We start from the raw sequence: 15,599 nt of genomic DNA on the forward strand, positions 1-15,599 counted from the left end.
GCTGACGTGGCGGAGAAGGCTAACGATCCGAAGGCCCACAGCGGCCGGGCGGCGGTCCGCGAGTACCGCATGACGGAGCTCGCGGAAGCGGCCGGCATCACCGTGCGCACCCTGCGCTTCTACCGCGAGCGCGGACTGATCCCGCCACCGCGCCGCGAAGGGCGCCTGGCCTGGTACGACGAGCACCATCTGGCCCGCCTGCACACCATCGCGGCGATGCTGGAGCGGGGCCACACCCTGTCCGTCATCGCGGAGTTGAACGAGGCCCTGGAGTCCGGCCGCGACGTCGGCGAGATCCTCGGCATCCAGCCCACCGAGGAGACCCCGGTCCGCCTCAGCCCCGAGGAGCTGGCCGACGCCTTCGCCGGCGAGGTCACCCCCGAGAACCTCGCCGCCGCCCTCGACCTCGGCTATCTCGCCCCCGACGGCGACGAGATCGTCCACATCAGCCGCCGCCTCCTGGACGCCTCCACCGCCCTCGTACGCGCCGGGGTCCCGCTCGCCGAGGTCATGCAGGCAGGCGCACGGGTACGTGAACACGCGGACGCCCTGGCCGAGTTGTTCCTCACCACGATCCGTACGTACACCCAGGACGAGAGCATGGAGAAGCTCCGCCCCCTGGCGAAGGCCGTCGTGGAGGCGGAGCTTTCGCTGGCCCTGGACCGGCGCTTGGCGGCGGAGAAGGAATAGCGGACCGGCGGTGACTGTCGCCCTCCTACCGGGGCAGCCACCAACGCGCCTTGTAGATCCCGCCGTCGGTCAGTACGCGCGCCTCATCGGGCAGATGGAAGTCCACCCGAGTCGTCCACCAGGTCTCCTCGAGCCCGGCCTCCGGGACCGTGCTCACCACCTGCCCGGTCCGCGGATCGTCCCCGACGGCCTTCACCTTGGCCCGGCTGATCCGCCCGGCCCCCGCGAAGTCCTGCACGAACTCGCCCCGCCCGATGTCGTACTGGAACACCGCCGCATTCGTCGTCACCCACAGCCGCCCGCGCCGCCCCGCCACCGGGAACAGATCGTGACCGCCGGGCTTGACCCCTGGCAGCGCGACGGCCGAAGTCTGCGTGAGCGTCGGCCGTGCGGGGCTGCCGCCCACCTTGTACGTGACGAGCTCGTCGTCCCCGATCGCCCACAGCACCCGTAGCGCCCGGTCCCAGTGCAACCCGTGCGCGCCCTTCAACCCGGCCTCGGCATACGGCACATCACGCGCTCCCTGCGAGGCCGCGTACAACCGCACGATCGCGCCGGTACTGCCGGCGACGGCGACGTTCCCGTCCGGCAGGATCTCCATGCTGTGCGGATTGAGCAGATCGTCGCCTGGCCCGAGCCCCGCGCCCCAGTACCGCCGCCCGGTCGGATACTCGACGGCGGCCGCGAATCCGAACGAGGCGCAGGTGAGGAGCAGCGTCCGCCCGCGATGCCGCCGCACCTTGGCCTCACTGGGATAGATCCAGCTGATCTCCGGCTGCAGATCGGCGTATCTGCCGTCCCCGAGCGGCGAGAAGGCCCAGAGCGCGTCGTCGGCACTCCACACCGCACGCCCCGAATCGAGCACGAGAATCTTCTTGGACGCCTGATCGGTCACCATCACGGGCGGCGCACCCTTGTCCGCCGCACCGGCCGCCGGCGCGGTGGCGAGCGCGGCACCGAGTGTCGTACCGGCCGCGGCGAACAGCACTGAACGCCGTGAGTACGTCATGAAGTCCCCCTACACACAAGGCAGTTGACTTTCCGGACCGTACGCCCGGCAAATCTGCCACGCCCCCGCAGAACCGGGAACCCCGCCTGCCCCGCCCGGCGCTCGCCCAGGGGAAGAGCGGGCGGCCCACGCGCGTTGCAGCGGAACATGAGGATCGGTGAGGCCGCCAAGGTCAGCGGCGTGAGCGCCAGATCGCTGCGCCACTACGAGGACGAGGGGCTCATCGTCCCGGGACGCTGCGGAAACGGATACCGCGACTACTGCCGCTCCACCCTCGACCGCGTCGGCGCCATCCGCTCCCTCCTGGAGTCCGGCCTTCCCGTGCGGCTCATCCGGGAGCTGCTGCCACCGTCCGGCGCGGACGCGAGCGGGGAGGACGCGGAGTTCCTGCGCGAAGTGGCGCGCTATCGCGACCGCATCGCCGCGCGGATCGCCGGTCTCGTCGAGCAGCAGGAAGCCCTCGACGCGTACCTGCGCCGGGCCGCCGCCCCTCCGGGCCATCGCTGAGCGGGACTTGACCTTGCCACCTGCGTGAAGCTCGTACCTTCCCGGCATGAAGAGCACGGAACACACCCAGAGCACGGAACACACTCAGAGCGCGAAGAACACCGGGCGCCCCACCCAGCAACGCCTCGTCCAGACCTCCCACCGCGGGCCACGGGACCTGACCCTGCTCACGGACCAGCCGGTACCCGTACCGGGCCCCGGCGAATACCTGGTCCGCGTAGGCGCGGCGGGCGTGAACTTCGCTGATGTCATGCAGACCCACGGCACCTACGCCGGTGGCCCCGAGGCGCCCTACCCTGCCGGCTTCGAGGCCGCGGGCGAGATCGTGGCGGCCGGGCCGGACATCGGGCATCCGCTCCCGCCCGGCACCCATGTCGTCGGCACCGGACCGGGCGCCTTCGCTCGGTACATGACGATGCCTGCCGCACAGGCCCTTCCCGTACCCGCCGGCTGGTCCGACGCGCAGGCGCTCGGACTGGTGCTCAACTGGGCCACCGCCCTTGCGGCGTTGAAGCCGCTGGGCCGGATCGAGAAGGGCGAGGCGGTCCTGATCCACGCGGCGGCCGGAGGCGTGGGCCAGGCCGCCGTCCGCCTCGCCCGCCACTACGGAGCGCGGGTGATCGCCACGGCCTCACCGGGCAAGCACGCGACGCTCGAGGCACTCCGCGCCGACCACGTCCTGGACAGCGGCCGCTCCGACCTGGCCACGGAGATCACCCGCTTGACCGGCGGAGTCGACCTGGTCCTCGAATCGGTGGGCCGCTCCACCTTCGCCACCAGCCTGGCGGTCACCAAGCCCTTCACCGGCCGCGTCGTCGTCTACGGCGCGGCCTCCGGTGACGCGACGGTGAGCACCCACGAGCTGGTGTTCACGCACCAGGTCCAGCTGAAGGGCCTGCACATCGGCGCGCTCGCGAGCGCGGCCCCAGGCCTCTACCGCTCGCTGCTCGCCGAACTCACCGAACTCATCGCCGAGGGCGTCTACCCACCGGGCACCCCGCGGATCCACGCCCTGTCCGACGGCAGCTCCGTACTGCGGCAGCTCGCTTCAGGCCGGACCCAGGGCAAACAGGCGCTCGACCCCTGGCGTTGAAAACACAGCGCACAGCCACCGGCGTCAGCTCCCGTAGACGACCGTCACGGGCGCATGATCCGACCACCGCTCCGGATGCGTGGCGGCCCGTTCCACGAACGCCTTCACCGCCCGCCCGGCGAGTCCGGGCGTCGAGACATGGAGGTCAATGCGCCATCCTGCGTCATTGTCGAAAGCCCGCCCCCGGTACGACCACCAGGTGTACGGCCCCTCAACCCCCGGATGCAGCGCCCGCACCACGTCCACGTACTCCTCGTAGACCCGCCCGAGCCACTCGCGCTCCTCCGGCAGGAAGCCGGCGTTCTTGCGGTTGGTCTTCCAGTTCTTGAGGTCCGCTTCCTGGTGGCAGATGTTCCAGTCACCGCAGACCACGACCTCGCGCCCGTCGGCGGCGGCGCGCGTCTTGAGTTCCTTCAGATAGGCCAGGAACTCGCCCATGAAGCGGTACTTCTCGTCCTGCTTCTCGGTGCCCGCCTGCCCCGAGGGGAGATACAGGCTGGCGACCGTGACACCCGGCAGATCGATCTCGACGTAGCGCCCGCCGCTGTCGAACTCGTCCGATCCGAACCCGATCTGCACCCGCTCGGGTGCCCGCCGCGAGTAGAGCGCGACACCGGCGCGGCCCTTGGCCACGGAGGGGGCGAGGACGACGTGCCAGCCCTCGGGGGCGCGTACCTCCGCGGGGATCTGGTCGGCCTCGGCCCGCACTTCCTGCAGGCAGACGACATCGGCTTCGGTCTCCGCGAGCCACTCGGTGAAGCCCTTCTTGGCGGCGGCGCGGATGCCATTCACGTTCACGGAAGTCACAGTCAGCACCCCGGCACGATACCGGCACACTGGTCGGGACCCATCCCACTCAATGCATAGAAGTACGATGATTCGCATGAACATTCAGCCCGTGCGCTACGACCACCCCGATGCGATCAAGCTCGACGACCAGGTGCAGCTGGAGTACGTGGAGCGCTACGGCGACGGTGACGGCGACGCCACCCCGCTCGACGCCGGGATGTTCGTCCCGCCCGCCGGCCTCTATCTGATCGCGTACGACGAGCGGGGCCGTCCGGTCGCGACCGGCGGCTGGCGCACCCAGGACGCGAACGACCAGGGCTACGCGGACGGCGACGCCGAGCTGAAGCGGATGTATGTGGTGCCCGAGGCGCGGGGCCTGGGCCTGGCGCGGCGGATCCTGGCGCTCCTCGAAGAGGACGCGCGCGGCCGCGGGCGTACGCGGATGGTCCTGGAGACGGGTATCGAGCAGCCCGAGGCGATCGCCCTGTACACGTCCAGCGGGTACGCGCCGTGCGCCAAGGTCGGCCACTACCGCTTCCACGACAGCAGCCGCTGCTACGACAAGCCGCTGTCCTGATCCTGAGCTGCGTCCCGAGTGGCGCTCTCGGCGACGACGGCATTGCGCAGATCCAGTACGGCCAGGGCGCCCGAGTCCGGGAGATTCGCGAACCGCAGCCGTGCGCCGAGCACTTGGGCCTGACCAAGGGCGATGGTCAGCCCGAGTCCGAGTCCCGTCTCACGCGCTCCGGTACGGAAGCGCTGGGGCCCGGCCCGCAGGATCTGTTCGGGGAACCCGGGGCCGCTGTCGTACACGCGGAGCACCCCGCTCTCGGCCTCGACGCGTACGGGCGCGCAGCCGTGCCGCAGTGCGTTGCTGACGAGGTTGGCCACAATGCGTTCGAAGCGCCGGGGATCGGTCTCGACCTCGGCGTCGCGCACGACGACGACCTCGACTCCGTCGGCGGGCCCCGCCACGGTCCGCACGGCCTTGCGCACCAGGTCGCCCCAGGCGAGCGGCTCCGTCTCGGCGGTCTCGCTCGAGACGTCGAGCCGTGCCACCTCGATGACGTCGTCGACGAGTTCCCGCAGTCGCTGCGCACTGCCCTGGACGAGCTCGGAGGGCCGTCCCGGCGGCAGCAGTCCGGCGGAGGTGACCATGCCGGCGACGGGGGTGCGCAGTTCGTGCGCGATGTTCGCGGTCACTTCGCGTTCGGCCTGGATCCGGCGTGCGAGGGCTTCGGCCATGGTGTTGACGGCGGTGGTGAGTTTGGCGACCTCGTCCTTGCCGCGCGGTTCGAGGCGTGCGGTGAGGTCGCCGTCGGCGATGCGCTGCGCGGTGTCGGCGGAGGCGGTGAGCCGTCGCCCCAGCCGGGTCGCGACGGCGAGCCCGACCAGGCCGCCGAGCGCGGTGCCGATGGCTCCTGAGATCCAGAGGACCCGGTCCAGATCGCGCAGGGTCCGGGTCTCCCTGTCGTACGAGCGCCGCAGCGCGACGACTGCGTTCCCTTGTTTGCTGGCCGCCCACAGCAGCGGCGGCCCCTTGACGTCACGGTCGAGGTAGACGCCCCATTTCCCGTCCTCGACGGCCTGGCCGAGCGGTTCGGGCAGATCGGGCGGGTTGATCAGGGAGTTGCCCCCGTCGACGCCCGCCGCGTGATCCTGTACGGCGGTCTGCAACCGGTCGCCGATCTGCTGGACGGCGGCGTCGTACTGTGCGCCCACCGTCTGGTGGTGCACGAGGACGCCGATCACGACGGCCACCAGGGCGGCCGTGCCCGCGATCGCGGCACCGATCTTCGTACGGAGTCCCATGGGCCGCTCAGTACACCGGGACGGTGAGCCGGATCGCCTGCAGCTGCACCTTCACGGCCTCGGGCGGCAGCTTCGCGGGATCGTCGGGTACGACACTGGCGCGCCGGTAGTAGGCGACGCGCTCCTGCTGCTGCAGTCCGCTGAGCGTGACGGTCACGTCGTACGGCTCCTTCTCGCACCCCGGCAGACACCAGGACCCGCTCAGCTTGCCGGTGGCCACGGCGGTGGACCCGCCCCAGCTGCTCCACTTGAGGTCGCTGACGGTGACCAGTTCGCTCAGGCCCACGGAGGTCGGCCGGCGCAGCGGCTGCCCCATCGCGTCGGCGACGTACACCGGACCCTTCTGCGGCGAGGGCGATATCGCCGGCCCCTGTACATGCAGCCCGTCCGGCCGGCCACAGCCCACGAGCAGCGCGACACCGCATGCGGCGACGGCCGCACTCAGGACACGCACCACACGACGAGACCGGACAACAGGGGACATACCAACCAAGTATCCACGCCATCCACCGGAGCGGCCGTGACACAGATCGCAGCCCGCGCTCCCACGGTCCCGCACGCGGCTCCCGCGGCCCCGAACACGGCTCCCGCGGTCGCGCACGCAAAGCAAGAACCCCGCCGGAGATTTCCGGCGGGGTTCTCAATTGCGGTGGACCTGTGGGGATTTGAACCCCAGACCCCCTCGATGCGAACGAGGTGCGCTACCAGACTGCGCCACAGGCCCTTGCAACGAGTGAAACTTTAGCACCCCGATCGGGGTGCTTGGAAATCCGTTCCGCGCTGGTCAGGCAGGCGGCCCGGAACAGGGCTCATTCGTTGGCCGCACGCGGGCGCTCGGGGTCCGCGTACTGGTCGAACAGCGGGGTCCGCCCGCGCTCCCGCGAGCGCCGGCCGGAGGCCGCACGGCGGGCGGCGGCCTGCGGGTCGGACTTGGCGGGCCGGGCTTCCGGCTTCTCGGTCTCTTCGGCGGCCGGTGCGGCGGGCCGCGAAGTGGACTGCTGCCCGATCGTCGAGGACCGCGCCGAGCTCCAGGTGTCGGGCGCCCCGAGGTCGACCTCGCCCTGTGCGCGCGGGGCGACCGGCGCGGTGACGTAGGTCGGCAGCGGGACCGGGACGGGCTCCCAACTGTCACCGCGGGCACCGCCGCGGTCGCGCTCGCGCTGCTGGTCGACCCATTCGGCGTGATCGGTCTGCTCGACCAGGGCGCGCCGGTCGGCGGCGAGGTCGGGTCCGGCGGGGCCGCCTTCGCGGGCGGCCGCCTCGCGGCGCTGTGCGGCGCTGCGCTCACGGACGCGGCGTGCGGCGGTCTCGGCGCGACGGCGGTCCATGACGTAGGCGAAGCGCCGGCGCTCCTGGGCCCGCAGATGAAGGATGTACGCGCTCAGGAGTACGGCGGGCAGCGCGGGCGCCCACAGCAGTCCGAGTCCGCCGACCGCGGCGGCGATGGCGCCGACGGTGAAGGCGAGGAAGAGCATCATCGTGGTGCGCCGGCGGCGTGCGAGCACCTTGGAGCGGCGGGCGCGCGCGGCGGCCTCGGCGTCGGGGCGGCGGCGCTCCTTGGGCTCGGGCCGCTCGGAAGCCTGGGGCCGCTCGGCCCGCTCGGCCCGTTCGGGGGCCTGGGCCGGTTCGGCCGTGACCTCCGCGGACTCGGGCGCCGTAGGCGCGGCGAAGGACCGGACGTCGACGGATCCCGTCAGGGATTCCGCGCCGGCCGGCTCCGGCCCGGGCTGGTCGCTCTCGCCCCGGTCCTTGAGGCCCTTGGCGTAGCGGCGCTCCATCCCCGCCCGTCCGGACAGCAGACGGATAGCGGTGGAGAAGCGTTCCGTCGGACGGGCTTCGTTGAGCTCGTCCTGCCTACGGAGCCACATCGGCACCAAGTAGGCGGCCCAGGCCCCGACGATGACTGCGTAGATGAGGCCGCTGCTGCTCACGCCTCACACGGTAGAGGGGTTTCGGTGAGGCCATCTGCCAATTGGCCCGGTGTGTCGCACGATCTGGCTGATATCTCGAACTTTTTTTGTGACTGATGCGATCAGCAGGCTTCGAATACAGGCATATTCACGGTCAAGCGCCGGTCATTTTCGAACAAGTATTTTATTTGCGCGCGATCGCTCAGGCGGTGTCGGTAGCGTTGCGCGGACCGTCCTGAGCCTGGTCACGGTCCTGCAGCGAGGCGATCCTGCGGCTCGCATGCCAGCGCGTGAGCAGCCCTTCGGGCACCTCTTCCGCCGTGAGCGCGAACACCAGGTGATCGCGCCAGCCTCCATCAATGTGGAGATAGCGTGGACGAAGTCCTTCGGAACGGAATCCGAGTTTCTCCACGACTCTGCGGCTCGGTGTGTTCTCGGGGCGAATACAGACTTCGATGCGGTGCAGACCGACCGTACGGAAGCAGTGGTCCACCGCGAGCGCGACCGAGGTCGGCATGACGCCGCGGCCGGCGACCGACTGGTCCACCCAGTAGCCGATATGGCCCGAGCACATCGAACCCCAGGTGATCCCGGCGACCGTGAGCTGGCCGACGAGCCGGCCCTGGTACTCGATGACGAAGGGCAGCATCCGGCCCGCGTTCGCCTCCGCGCGCAGATGCCGGACCATCTGCCGGTACGTGGGCCGGTGGGCGGGCGGCGCGCCCGGGGCGGGCGGCGGGATGGTCGCCTCCCAGGGGCGCAGCCAGTCCCGGTTGCGGCGGTTGACCTCGCGCCAGGGGCGCTGGTCGCGCATCTTTATGGGCCGGAGGACGATATCGCCGTCCACCAGCTCCACCGGCCAGGAAGGGCTGTTCAGCTCGGGCTCCCCGTAACTCCGTCGGCGGGCCTGGGGTGGTCACCGCCGTGCAACTGCTCGACCGCGTGCCGCAGGACGGACTCGAGGACGGCGAGGCCGTCGCGCACTCCCCCGGTCGAGCCCGGCAGGTTCACGATCAGGGTGCGGTTCGCGACGCCGGCCAGGCCCCTCGACAGGGCGGCGGCCGGCACCTTGTCCCGGCTGAACGCCCGTACCGCCTCGGGGATTCCGGGCACCTCGTAGTCGATGACGCGGCGGGTGGCGTCCGGGGTCGCGTCGGTGGGCGAGATACCGGTGCCGCCGGTCGTGACGATCACGTCGTACGCGGCCTCGACGCCGGCCCGCAGCGCGGCCTCGACCGGGTCGCCGTCCGGTACGACCTGGGGTCCTTCGACCTCGAAGCCGAGGCCGCGCAGGCCTTCGGCGAGGATCGGGCCGCCCTTGTCCGGGTACACACCGGCGGCGGCGCGGTTGGAGGCGGTGACGACGAGCGCGCGATAGGTCATGACCGGCTCCAGTCGCCCGACTTGCCGCCCGACTTGGACTCGACCCGTACGTCGGTGATGACGGCGCCCTTGTCGACGGCCTTCACCATGTCGACCACGGTCAGACCCGCCACCGAGACCGCGGTCAGGGCCTCCATCTCGACGCCCGTGCGGCCGGTGGTCTTGACCGTGGCGGTGATCTCCACGGCGTCGTCGGCCACCGCGAGGTCGAGCTTCACGCCCGCGATGTCCAGCGGGTGGCACAGCGGGATGAGGTCGGAGCACTTCTTCGCGCCCATGATGCCCGCGATACGGGCGGTCGCGAGGGCGTCGCCCTTGGGCATGCCCTCGCCGCGCAGCAACGAGATCACCTGGGGCGAGACGAGCACGCGGCCCGAGGCGCGGGCGATGCGCTCGGTCACGTCCTTCCCGGACACGTCGACCATGCGGGCGGCGCCCGCCTCGTCGATATGGGTCAGTCGGTCCTGCGTGCTCATGTGCTGCTGCGCTCCCGGTCGGGCCGTAAAGCGGCCGCACATGGGCCCTGTGCGGGGGCCGAATGTGGGCCGTGTGTGGGCGACACGGTACCTCTACCAGAGGTCGCGCGGTCTGTCGGAGCCTGGCGTCGGCCGAGCGGGCGGGGTGTGGGGGCGCAGCCCCCACACAGACGTCAGCCCAACGGAATGACGTCCAGCTCCGTGCCCGGCGCCACCTCGGTGGTGTCCTCGGGGACGACGATCAGCGCATCGGCCTGCGCCAGCGCCGCGATCAGATGCGAACCGGCTCCGCCCACCGGACGCACGACCCCCGCCTCGGCGTCGTAGGACCCGCGCAGGAACTGCCGCTTGCCCTTCGGTGACGACAGCGGCTCTTCGCAGCGCAGTGCGGCGCGGACGCTCGGACGGTTCACCTCGTCCAGGCCCATGAGGGCGCGGATCGCGGGACGTACGAACAGCTCGAAGGAGACGTACGACGACACCGGATTGCCCGGCAGCGCGAGCAGCGGGGTGTGGTCGGGGCCGATCGCGCCGAAGCCCTGGGGCTTGCCCGGCTGCATGGCGAGCTTGCGGAACTCGATGCCGCTGCCCGCCTCGTCCTCGTCACCGAGGTGCTCGAGTGCTTCCTTCACCACGTCGTACGCGCCGACGCTGACCCCGCCCGTGGTGACCAGGAGATCCGCGCGGATCAACTGGTCCTCGATGGTGGAGCGCAGGGTCTCCGCGTCGTCCGCGACCGCGCCCACGCGGTACGCGATGGCGCCGGCGTCACGGGCGGCGGCGGTCAGGGCGAAGGAGTTGGAGTCGTAGATCTGCCCCTTGCCCAACTCCTCGCCCGGCTGCGTCAGTTCGCTGCCGGTGGACATCACGACCACGCGCGGACGGGGACGGACCCGTACCGAGGCACGGCCGATCGCGGCGAGCAGGGCGATCTGCGACGGGCCGAGCACGGTGCCGGCCGCGAGCGCCTGCTCGCCGGCCTGGACGTCGCTGCCCTGGGCGCGGACATGCGCCCGCGCCCCGGCGGGCCGGTGCACCCGGACCTCACCGCTCGCGCCCTCGGGGGACGCGCTGTGCGGGGTCATGGTGCCGACCGGGCCCGCGCCGAGGCCGCCGTCGGTCCACTCGACCGGGACCACCGCTTCCGCGCCGGGCGGCAGCGGTGCGCCGGTCATGATGCGCGCGGCCTGTCCCGCGCCCACGGTCAGATCGCCCGGGCTGCCCGCCGCGACATCCCCGATGACTTCGAGTACGGCGGGGAACTCCTCGCTCGCGCCCTCGACATCGGCGACCCGGACGGCATAGCCGTCCATGGAGCTGTTGTCGAAGGGCGGCAGCGAGAGCGGCACGGTGACCTCGTCCACGAGGACACAGCCCTGGGCGTCCAGGAGCTGGAGCTCGATCGGCTCCAGCGGCTGGACCGTCGCCAGGATGTCCTCGAGGTGCTCGGTCACCGACCACACGGGGGCGGCCTGATCCGTGGTGCTGCTGCTCAAGACTGCTGCATCTCCTCGGTGACGTAACTGCGAAGCCAGGTCCGGAACTCCGGGCCCAGGTCTTCACGTTCGCACGCGAGCCGGACGATGGCGCGAAGGTAGTCGCCGCGGTCACCGGTGTCATAGCGGCGGCCCTTGAAGACCACGCCGTGCACCGGGCCGCCCTCGTCGGACGTCGCGAGCTTCTGCAGTGCGTCGGTGAGCTGGATCTCGCCGCCGCGGCCGGGCTCGGTGTCCCGCAGTATGGCGAAGATCTCCGGGGCGAGTACATAGCGGCCGATGATCGCGAGGTTGCTGGGCGCATCGGCGGCGTCGGGCTTCTCGACCAGGCCGGTGATCTGCACGACGTCCTCGTCGTCGGTCGGCTTGACCGCGGCGCAGCCGTACAGGTGGATCTGCGCGGGGTCGACCTCCATCAGCGCGACGACGCTGCCGCCCTCACGGGCCTGGATCTCGACCATGCGCTTCAGGAGCGGGTCGCGGGCGTCGATGAGGTCGTCGCCGAGGAGTACGGCGAAGGGCTCGTCGCCGACGTGCGGGGCCGCGCACAGGACGGCGTGGCCGAGGCCCTTGGGGTCGCCCTGGCGCACGTAGTGCATCGTCGCCAGGTCGCTGGACTCCTGGACCTTGGCGAGGCGGTCGGCGTCGCCCTTCTTCTCCAGGGCGGATTCCAGCTCGTAATTGCGGTCGAAGTGGTCCTCGAGCGGGCGCTTGTTGCGGCCCGTGACCATCAGGACGTCGGACAGACCGGCCGCAACGGCCTCTTCCACCACATATTGGATGGCGGGCTTGTCGACCACCGGGAGCATTTCCTTCGGGGTCGCTTTGGTCGCCGGCAGGAAGCGGGTGCCGAGACCGGCTGCCGGGATGACAGCCTTGGTGATCGTGGGGCGCTCAGTCATGTCCCGCACCTTATCTGGCGAGAATGGGCGGAAGCTTTGCCTCCAGTTAATTCATTCTCATTGAGCGCGATTGGGACTGATTTGTGTGAGCGAGCTGTGAGCAGCGACACCGCGAGCAAAGCTGCCAAGGAAGGGTTGCGCAGAGAACTCCTCGGCATGAGGAGGGCATTGACACCGGATGACGTGCAGATGGCCGCGGCCGCCCTCGGCGAGCAGGCGCTGGCCCTGCCCCGGCTGACCGCACCGGGCGCGGTGGTCGCCGCGTATGTCTCGGTCGGACGTGAGCCCGGAACGCGGGTGCTGCTCGATGCGCTACGGGCCCGTGGTGTACGGGTGTTGCTGCCCGTACTGCTGCCGGACAACGATCTCGACTGGGCCGCGTACGAAGGACCTGAACGCCTGTCACCGGCCGCGCGCGGGCTGCTCGAACCGGAGGGCGCCCGGCTCGGGCCCGAGGCCGTCACCGAGGCGGATGCCGTCCTGCTGCCGGGGCTCGCGGTCGATGCGCGCGGCATGCGGCTCGGACGCGGCGGAGGCTCGTACGACCGCGTGCTCGCCAGGCTCGAGCGGGCGCGCGCCCACCCGGATCTGATCGTGCTGCTCTACGAGAACGAGGTGGTCGCGCAGGTTCCGGCGGAACCGCACGACCACCCCGTTCACGCGGTGGTGACCCCCTCGGGGGTGCGCACCTTTACGGCCTGAGCACAGCTGGAGCCCTTACGGCTTGAGCACCAGATGGTTCTCGGTCGCGTCCTCGACGGCCTTCGCCCCGTACGACCAGTCGTAGAGCTCGCCCTTGACCCACTTCTCGGTCTGGTCGGTGTAGTTGGGGCTGTACGCGTGCCCCGACGCACCGGTCAGGTTGATCCACTTGGACTTGTCGAAGTCGGCGAGGTTGACCACCATCCGCATCGACGGCACCCAGATCACCTGGTAGCCGCCGGCCGCGTTCCAGCCGGTCGCGTCGACCGCGGCCTCGCCGCCGCCGAGCTTGTACGGGCCGCGGTTGAGCAGCCACTGCATGAAGCCCGGGCCCTCGGTGCCGATGGTCTGGTTCTTCAGCTCCAGGGTGTGAAGGCGGCCCCAGCTCCAGGTGTCCATGTCCTTGCCGAGCTTGGCGGTCAGCTCCCAGCGCGCGTCCTCCATGGCCCGCGCGAACAGCTGGTCGCGGGTGGTGGTCGCCGTGTCGGTACGGCTCTTGGGCGTCTGCCACCACTCGCTGTCCTCGTCCTTGACGAGCTGCCGTACGACCTCGAACCAGCGGTCGCCGCCGTCCGGCTGCGCCGCGTCCGCATCCCGCTCGCCGCACTCGCGTACGCGCTCGTCGGGGTTGTCGATCGGGCCGGTCTTGTCGGCGGGCTCGACGAGGATGCAGGAGCCCTTGACCCGCAGTTCCTTGGGCAGCTTGTTGCCGAAGGCGAGCTTCAGGATGTTGCGCCAGACGGCGTTGAAGTACGCGGCGGCCGCGGAGTCCGCGTCCTGCGTACCGTCCCAGCCTTCGAGGAGCTTCTGCCCGTCGCGGACGTCGGGGTCCTCGATGTCGAGCTTGAGCAGCATCGGCTTGAGCAGCGTGGCGATCTCGCTGTTCGAGTCCATCTGCATGGTGCGCATGTCCTCGGTCGAGATCTTCCCGCCGCCCTTGAGCTTCCCCTCGATGAGGTCGTTGATCCGCTGGCTGCGCGCGCCGTAGCCCCAGTCCTTCGTCAGTTCGTGCGGGTAGGACTTGTCGACGACGGCCTGGTTGGCGGTCACGATGTAGCCGCGCTCGGGGTTGTACTCGTAGGGCAGAGCCTTGGGCGAGATCCACCCGGTCCAGCGGTACGACGGGTCCCAGCCCGGCGCGGGCAGTGTGCCGTCGTGCTTCGTGGAGCGAGTGGGGATCTTGCCGGGCGCCTGGTAGCCGATGTTGCCCTCGCGGTCCGCATAGATCAGGTTCTGCGAAGGGACCTCGAAGTTCTGGGCCGCGGCCTGGAACTCCTTGAAGTTCGTCGCCCTGTTGAGCGTGAACACGGCGTCCATCGACTTGCCCGCGTCGAGCGCGGTCCAGCGCAGCGCCACCGCGTAGCCGTCGGAGCGGTCCGGGGCGGAGGCGTCGACGGGCGCCTCCTCGCCGACCTTGCCGAGCTCGTCGCTGCGGTCGGAGAGCAGCGGGCCGTTGTTGGTCTCACGGACCGTGATCTTCCGCGCCTCGCCGCCGGCGACCTTGATGGTCTCCTGGCGGGTCTTGAACGGCTGCACCTTGCCGTCGTACAGGTAGCCGTCGCCCTGGATCTTCTCCAGGTAGAGGTCGGTGACGTCCGCACCGAGGTTGGTCATGCCCCAGGCGATCTCCTGGTTGTGACCGATGATCACGCCCGGCATGCCGGAGAAGGTGTAGCCGGAGACGTCGTACTGGCACTTCTCGGAGACGTTCCTGCAGTGCAGGCCCATCTGGTACCAGAGCGAGGGCAGCTGGGGCGCCAGGTGCGGATCGTTGGCGAGCAGCGGCTTGCCGGTGGTGGTGTGCTCACCGGACACCACCCAGGAGTTGGATCCGATGCCGTTGCCGTTGGGGCCGATGGCGTCCGGCATGTTCTCCAGGACCTTGGAGAGGCCGGACAGCTGGGTGTTGAGGGCGGCTCCGGCCGTGCCCTGCGTCGCCGGGTTGCCCGACTGCGGCTGGGTGGCGGTGCCCTTCGGGTTGTACGTGTCCGTCGCGGTATCGACGGCACCTTCCTGCACGATCGGCTTGTGCGTCTCGTACGGGTACTCCGGGTAGAGCTCGCCGATCTGCTTCGGGCCGAGCCGGCTGTACATCAGCGCGCGGTCGATCTCGTCCTGCATGTTGCCGCGCAGATCCCAGGCCATGGCCTTGAGCCAGGCCACCGAGTCGACCGGGGTCCACTTCTCGATCTTGTAGTCGGTGGTGAACCCGAGGGCCGCGTACTCGACCGAGACGTCCTTGCCCGACTTGCCCGCGAGGTACTGGTTGACGCCGTCGGCGTACGCCTGCAGGTACTTCTTCGCCTCGGGCGACAGCTTCTCGTCGTACTCCTGCTGCGCGACCTTGCGCCAGCCCAGCGTGCGCAGGAACGCGTCGGTCTCGACCTGCCCCTCGCCGAACATCTCGGACAGCCGGCCCGAGGTCATATGACGGCGGACGTCCATCTCCCAGAACCGGTCCTGCGCCTGCACGAAACCCTGCGCGCGGAACAGGTCCTCGCTGGTGTCCGCGTAGATCTGCGGGATGCCCTGGGCGTCCCTGCGGACGTCGACGGGGGCGGTGAGGCCCTCGAGGCTGATCGAACCCTTCGTCTGCGGAAGGGAAGCGCGCACGGTGCTGATGCTCCACCAGGCGCCGAACGCGAGGCCCGCGACCAGCGCCACTACCAGCGTGAGCACGATCAGTCGGGCGCGGCGCCCCTTCTTCCGGCCGGCCTTGCGGCCACCCGAAGGGGCGGTGGTGTTCGCGGGCATCGCTGTCCTTGTGGTCCTGGAGCGGTCCTTTGAGTGCAGGAGCAACCTTAGGTGCAGCTCGTCGTACGCCAGGACG

16 protein-coding genes and 1 tRNA gene are annotated in these 15,599 nt (G+C 70.5%); 5 read left to right on the forward strand and 12 right to left on the reverse strand.

Annotation, left to right across the window (positions count from 1 at the left end):
- Positions 1-69: 69 nt before the first annotated feature.
- The gene (locus ABT367_RS08755; protein WP_352251120.1) at positions 70-690 is read left to right on the forward strand and encodes a MerR family transcriptional regulator; all 621 of its coding nucleotides are present in this window, start codon (positions 70-72) and stop codon (positions 688-690) included.
- A 25-nt stretch (positions 691-715) separates the two neighbouring features.
- Here the strand turns inward: ABT367_RS08755 and ABT367_RS08760 are convergent, their stop codons facing one another.
- Positions 716-1,699 (reverse strand): DUF6528 family protein, encoded by a 984-nt coding sequence (locus ABT367_RS08760; protein WP_352251010.1) that lies wholly within the window; start codon positions 1,697-1,699, stop codon positions 716-718.
- A 147-nt stretch (positions 1,700-1,846) separates the two neighbouring features.
- On the opposite strand from ABT367_RS08760, the gene ABT367_RS08765 reads away from it, so the two are divergent.
- Both ABT367_RS08765 and ABT367_RS08770 read left to right on the forward strand, forming a co-directional pair.
- Positions 1,847-2,206: a MerR family transcriptional regulator gene (locus ABT367_RS08765; RefSeq protein WP_352251012.1), complete on the forward strand. Its 360-nt coding sequence runs from the start codon at positions 1,847-1,849 to the stop codon at positions 2,204-2,206.
- Between the two features lie 46 nt (positions 2,207-2,252).
- Entirely contained in the window at positions 2,253-3,299 is a 1,047-nt protein-coding gene (locus ABT367_RS08770) for a zinc-binding dehydrogenase (protein WP_352251014.1), read from the forward strand.
- A 24-nt stretch (positions 3,300-3,323) separates the two neighbouring features.
- Here the strand turns inward: ABT367_RS08770 and ABT367_RS08775 are convergent, their stop codons facing one another.
- Positions 3,324-4,136, reverse strand: coding sequence for an exodeoxyribonuclease III (locus ABT367_RS08775; RefSeq protein ID WP_352251016.1), 813 nt, complete (start codon positions 4,134-4,136; stop codon positions 3,324-3,326).
- Between the two features lie 46 nt (positions 4,137-4,182).
- On the opposite strand from ABT367_RS08775, the gene ABT367_RS08780 reads away from it, so the two are divergent.
- Entirely contained in the window at positions 4,183-4,665 is a 483-nt protein-coding gene (locus ABT367_RS08780) for a GNAT family N-acetyltransferase (RefSeq protein WP_352251019.1), read from the forward strand.
- Here the strand turns inward: ABT367_RS08780 and ABT367_RS08785 are convergent.
- The 9 genes from ABT367_RS08785 to galU form a co-directional block, all read right to left on the reverse strand.
- Positions 4,644-5,900, reverse strand: a complete 1,257-nt coding sequence (locus tag ABT367_RS08785; protein ID WP_352251021.1) for a sensor histidine kinase — start codon at positions 5,898-5,900, stop codon at positions 4,644-4,646. The genes ABT367_RS08780 and ABT367_RS08785 overlap by 22 nt on opposite strands.
- Positions 5,901-5,907: 7 nt before the next feature.
- Positions 5,908-6,354, reverse strand: coding sequence for a hypothetical protein (locus tag ABT367_RS08790; RefSeq protein ID WP_352251023.1), 447 nt, complete (start codon positions 6,352-6,354; stop codon positions 5,908-5,910).
- Between the two features lie 196 nt (positions 6,355-6,550).
- A tRNA-Ala gene (locus tag ABT367_RS08795) sits at positions 6,551-6,624 on the reverse strand.
- A gap of 85 nt (positions 6,625-6,709) precedes the next feature.
- Complete coding sequence (gene sepX, locus ABT367_RS08800) at positions 6,710-7,831, reverse strand: divisome protein SepX/GlpR (RefSeq protein ID WP_352251025.1); 1,122 nt, start codon at positions 7,829-7,831, stop codon at positions 6,710-6,712.
- Positions 7,832-8,012: 181 nt separating this feature from the next.
- Positions 8,013-8,624: a GNAT family N-acetyltransferase gene (locus ABT367_RS08805; RefSeq protein ID WP_434975429.1), complete on the reverse strand. Its 612-nt coding sequence runs from the start codon at positions 8,622-8,624 to the stop codon at positions 8,013-8,015.
- Between the two features lie 59 nt (positions 8,625-8,683).
- Entirely contained in the window at positions 8,684-9,193 is a 510-nt protein-coding gene (locus ABT367_RS08810; RefSeq protein ID WP_352251029.1) for a MogA/MoaB family molybdenum cofactor biosynthesis protein, read from the reverse strand.
- On the reverse strand, positions 9,190-9,669 hold the full coding sequence (gene moaC / locus ABT367_RS08815; RefSeq protein WP_352251031.1) for a cyclic pyranopterin monophosphate synthase MoaC: 480 nt from the start codon (positions 9,667-9,669) through the stop codon (positions 9,190-9,192). The genes ABT367_RS08810 and moaC overlap by 4 nt, the downstream gene beginning before the upstream one ends.
- Positions 9,670-9,842: 173 nt before the next feature.
- Positions 9,843-11,165, reverse strand: a complete 1,323-nt coding sequence (gene glp / locus ABT367_RS08820; RefSeq protein ID WP_352251033.1) for a molybdotransferase-like divisome protein Glp — start codon at positions 11,163-11,165, stop codon at positions 9,843-9,845.
- On the reverse strand, positions 11,162-12,067 hold the full coding sequence (gene galU / locus ABT367_RS08825) for a UTP--glucose-1-phosphate uridylyltransferase GalU (RefSeq protein WP_352251035.1): 906 nt from the start codon (positions 12,065-12,067) through the stop codon (positions 11,162-11,164). Before galU ends, glp begins: the two co-directional genes overlap by 4 nt.
- A 96-nt stretch (positions 12,068-12,163) precedes the next feature.
- On the opposite strand from galU, the gene ABT367_RS08830 reads away from it, so the two are divergent.
- Positions 12,164-12,769, forward strand: coding sequence for a 5-formyltetrahydrofolate cyclo-ligase (locus ABT367_RS08830; RefSeq protein ID WP_434975427.1), 606 nt, complete (start codon positions 12,164-12,166; stop codon positions 12,767-12,769).
- A gap of 15 nt (positions 12,770-12,784) precedes the next feature.
- Here the strand turns inward: ABT367_RS08830 and ABT367_RS08835 are convergent, their stop codons facing one another.
- Positions 12,785-15,523 (reverse strand): penicillin acylase family protein, encoded by a 2,739-nt coding sequence (locus ABT367_RS08835; protein WP_352251040.1) that lies wholly within the window; start codon positions 15,521-15,523, stop codon positions 12,785-12,787.
- Between the last annotated feature and the right edge of the window lie 76 nt (positions 15,524-15,599).

The organism is Streptomyces mesophilus (assembly GCF_040300965.1).
Taxonomy (GTDB): Bacteria; Actinomycetota; Actinomycetes; order Streptomycetales; family Streptomycetaceae; genus Streptomyces; species Streptomyces mesophilus_A.

Excerpts from the sequence above, each read along its gene's own strand:
- ABT367_RS08760 (WP_352251010.1), bottom strand. The coding sequence starts at position 1,699 with ATGACGTACTCACGGCGTTCAGTGCTGTTCGCCGCGGCCGGTACGACA.
- ABT367_RS08805 (WP_434975429.1), bottom strand. The coding sequence starts at position 8,624 with ATGCGCGACCAGCGCCCCTGGCGCGAGGTCAACCGCCGCAACCGGGAC.
- ABT367_RS08755 (WP_352251120.1), top strand. The coding sequence starts at position 70 with ATGACGGAGCTCGCGGAAGCGGCCGGCATCACCGTGCGCACCCTGCGC.
- ABT367_RS08810 (WP_352251029.1), bottom strand. The coding sequence starts at position 9,193 with ATGACCTATCGCGCGCTCGTCGTCACCGCCTCCAACCGCGCCGCCGCC.
- ABT367_RS08780 (WP_352251019.1), top strand. The coding sequence starts at position 4,183 with ATGAACATTCAGCCCGTGCGCTACGACCACCCCGATGCGATCAAGCTC.
- ABT367_RS08765 (WP_352251012.1), top strand. The coding sequence starts at position 1,847 with ATGAGGATCGGTGAGGCCGCCAAGGTCAGCGGCGTGAGCGCCAGATCG.
- moaC (WP_352251031.1), bottom strand. The coding sequence starts at position 9,669 with ATGAGCACGCAGGACCGACTGACCCATATCGACGAGGCGGGCGCCGCC.
- ABT367_RS08770 (WP_352251014.1), top strand. The coding sequence starts at position 2,253 with ATGAAGAGCACGGAACACACCCAGAGCACGGAACACACTCAGAGCGCG.
- galU (WP_352251035.1), bottom strand. The coding sequence starts at position 12,067 with ATGACTGAGCGCCCCACGATCACCAAGGCTGTCATCCCGGCAGCCGGT.
- ABT367_RS08835 (WP_352251040.1), bottom strand. The coding sequence starts at position 15,523 with ATGCCCGCGAACACCACCGCCCCTTCGGGTGGCCGCAAGGCCGGCCGG.
- ABT367_RS08785 (WP_352251021.1), bottom strand. The coding sequence starts at position 5,900 with ATGGGACTCCGTACGAAGATCGGTGCCGCGATCGCGGGCACGGCCGCC.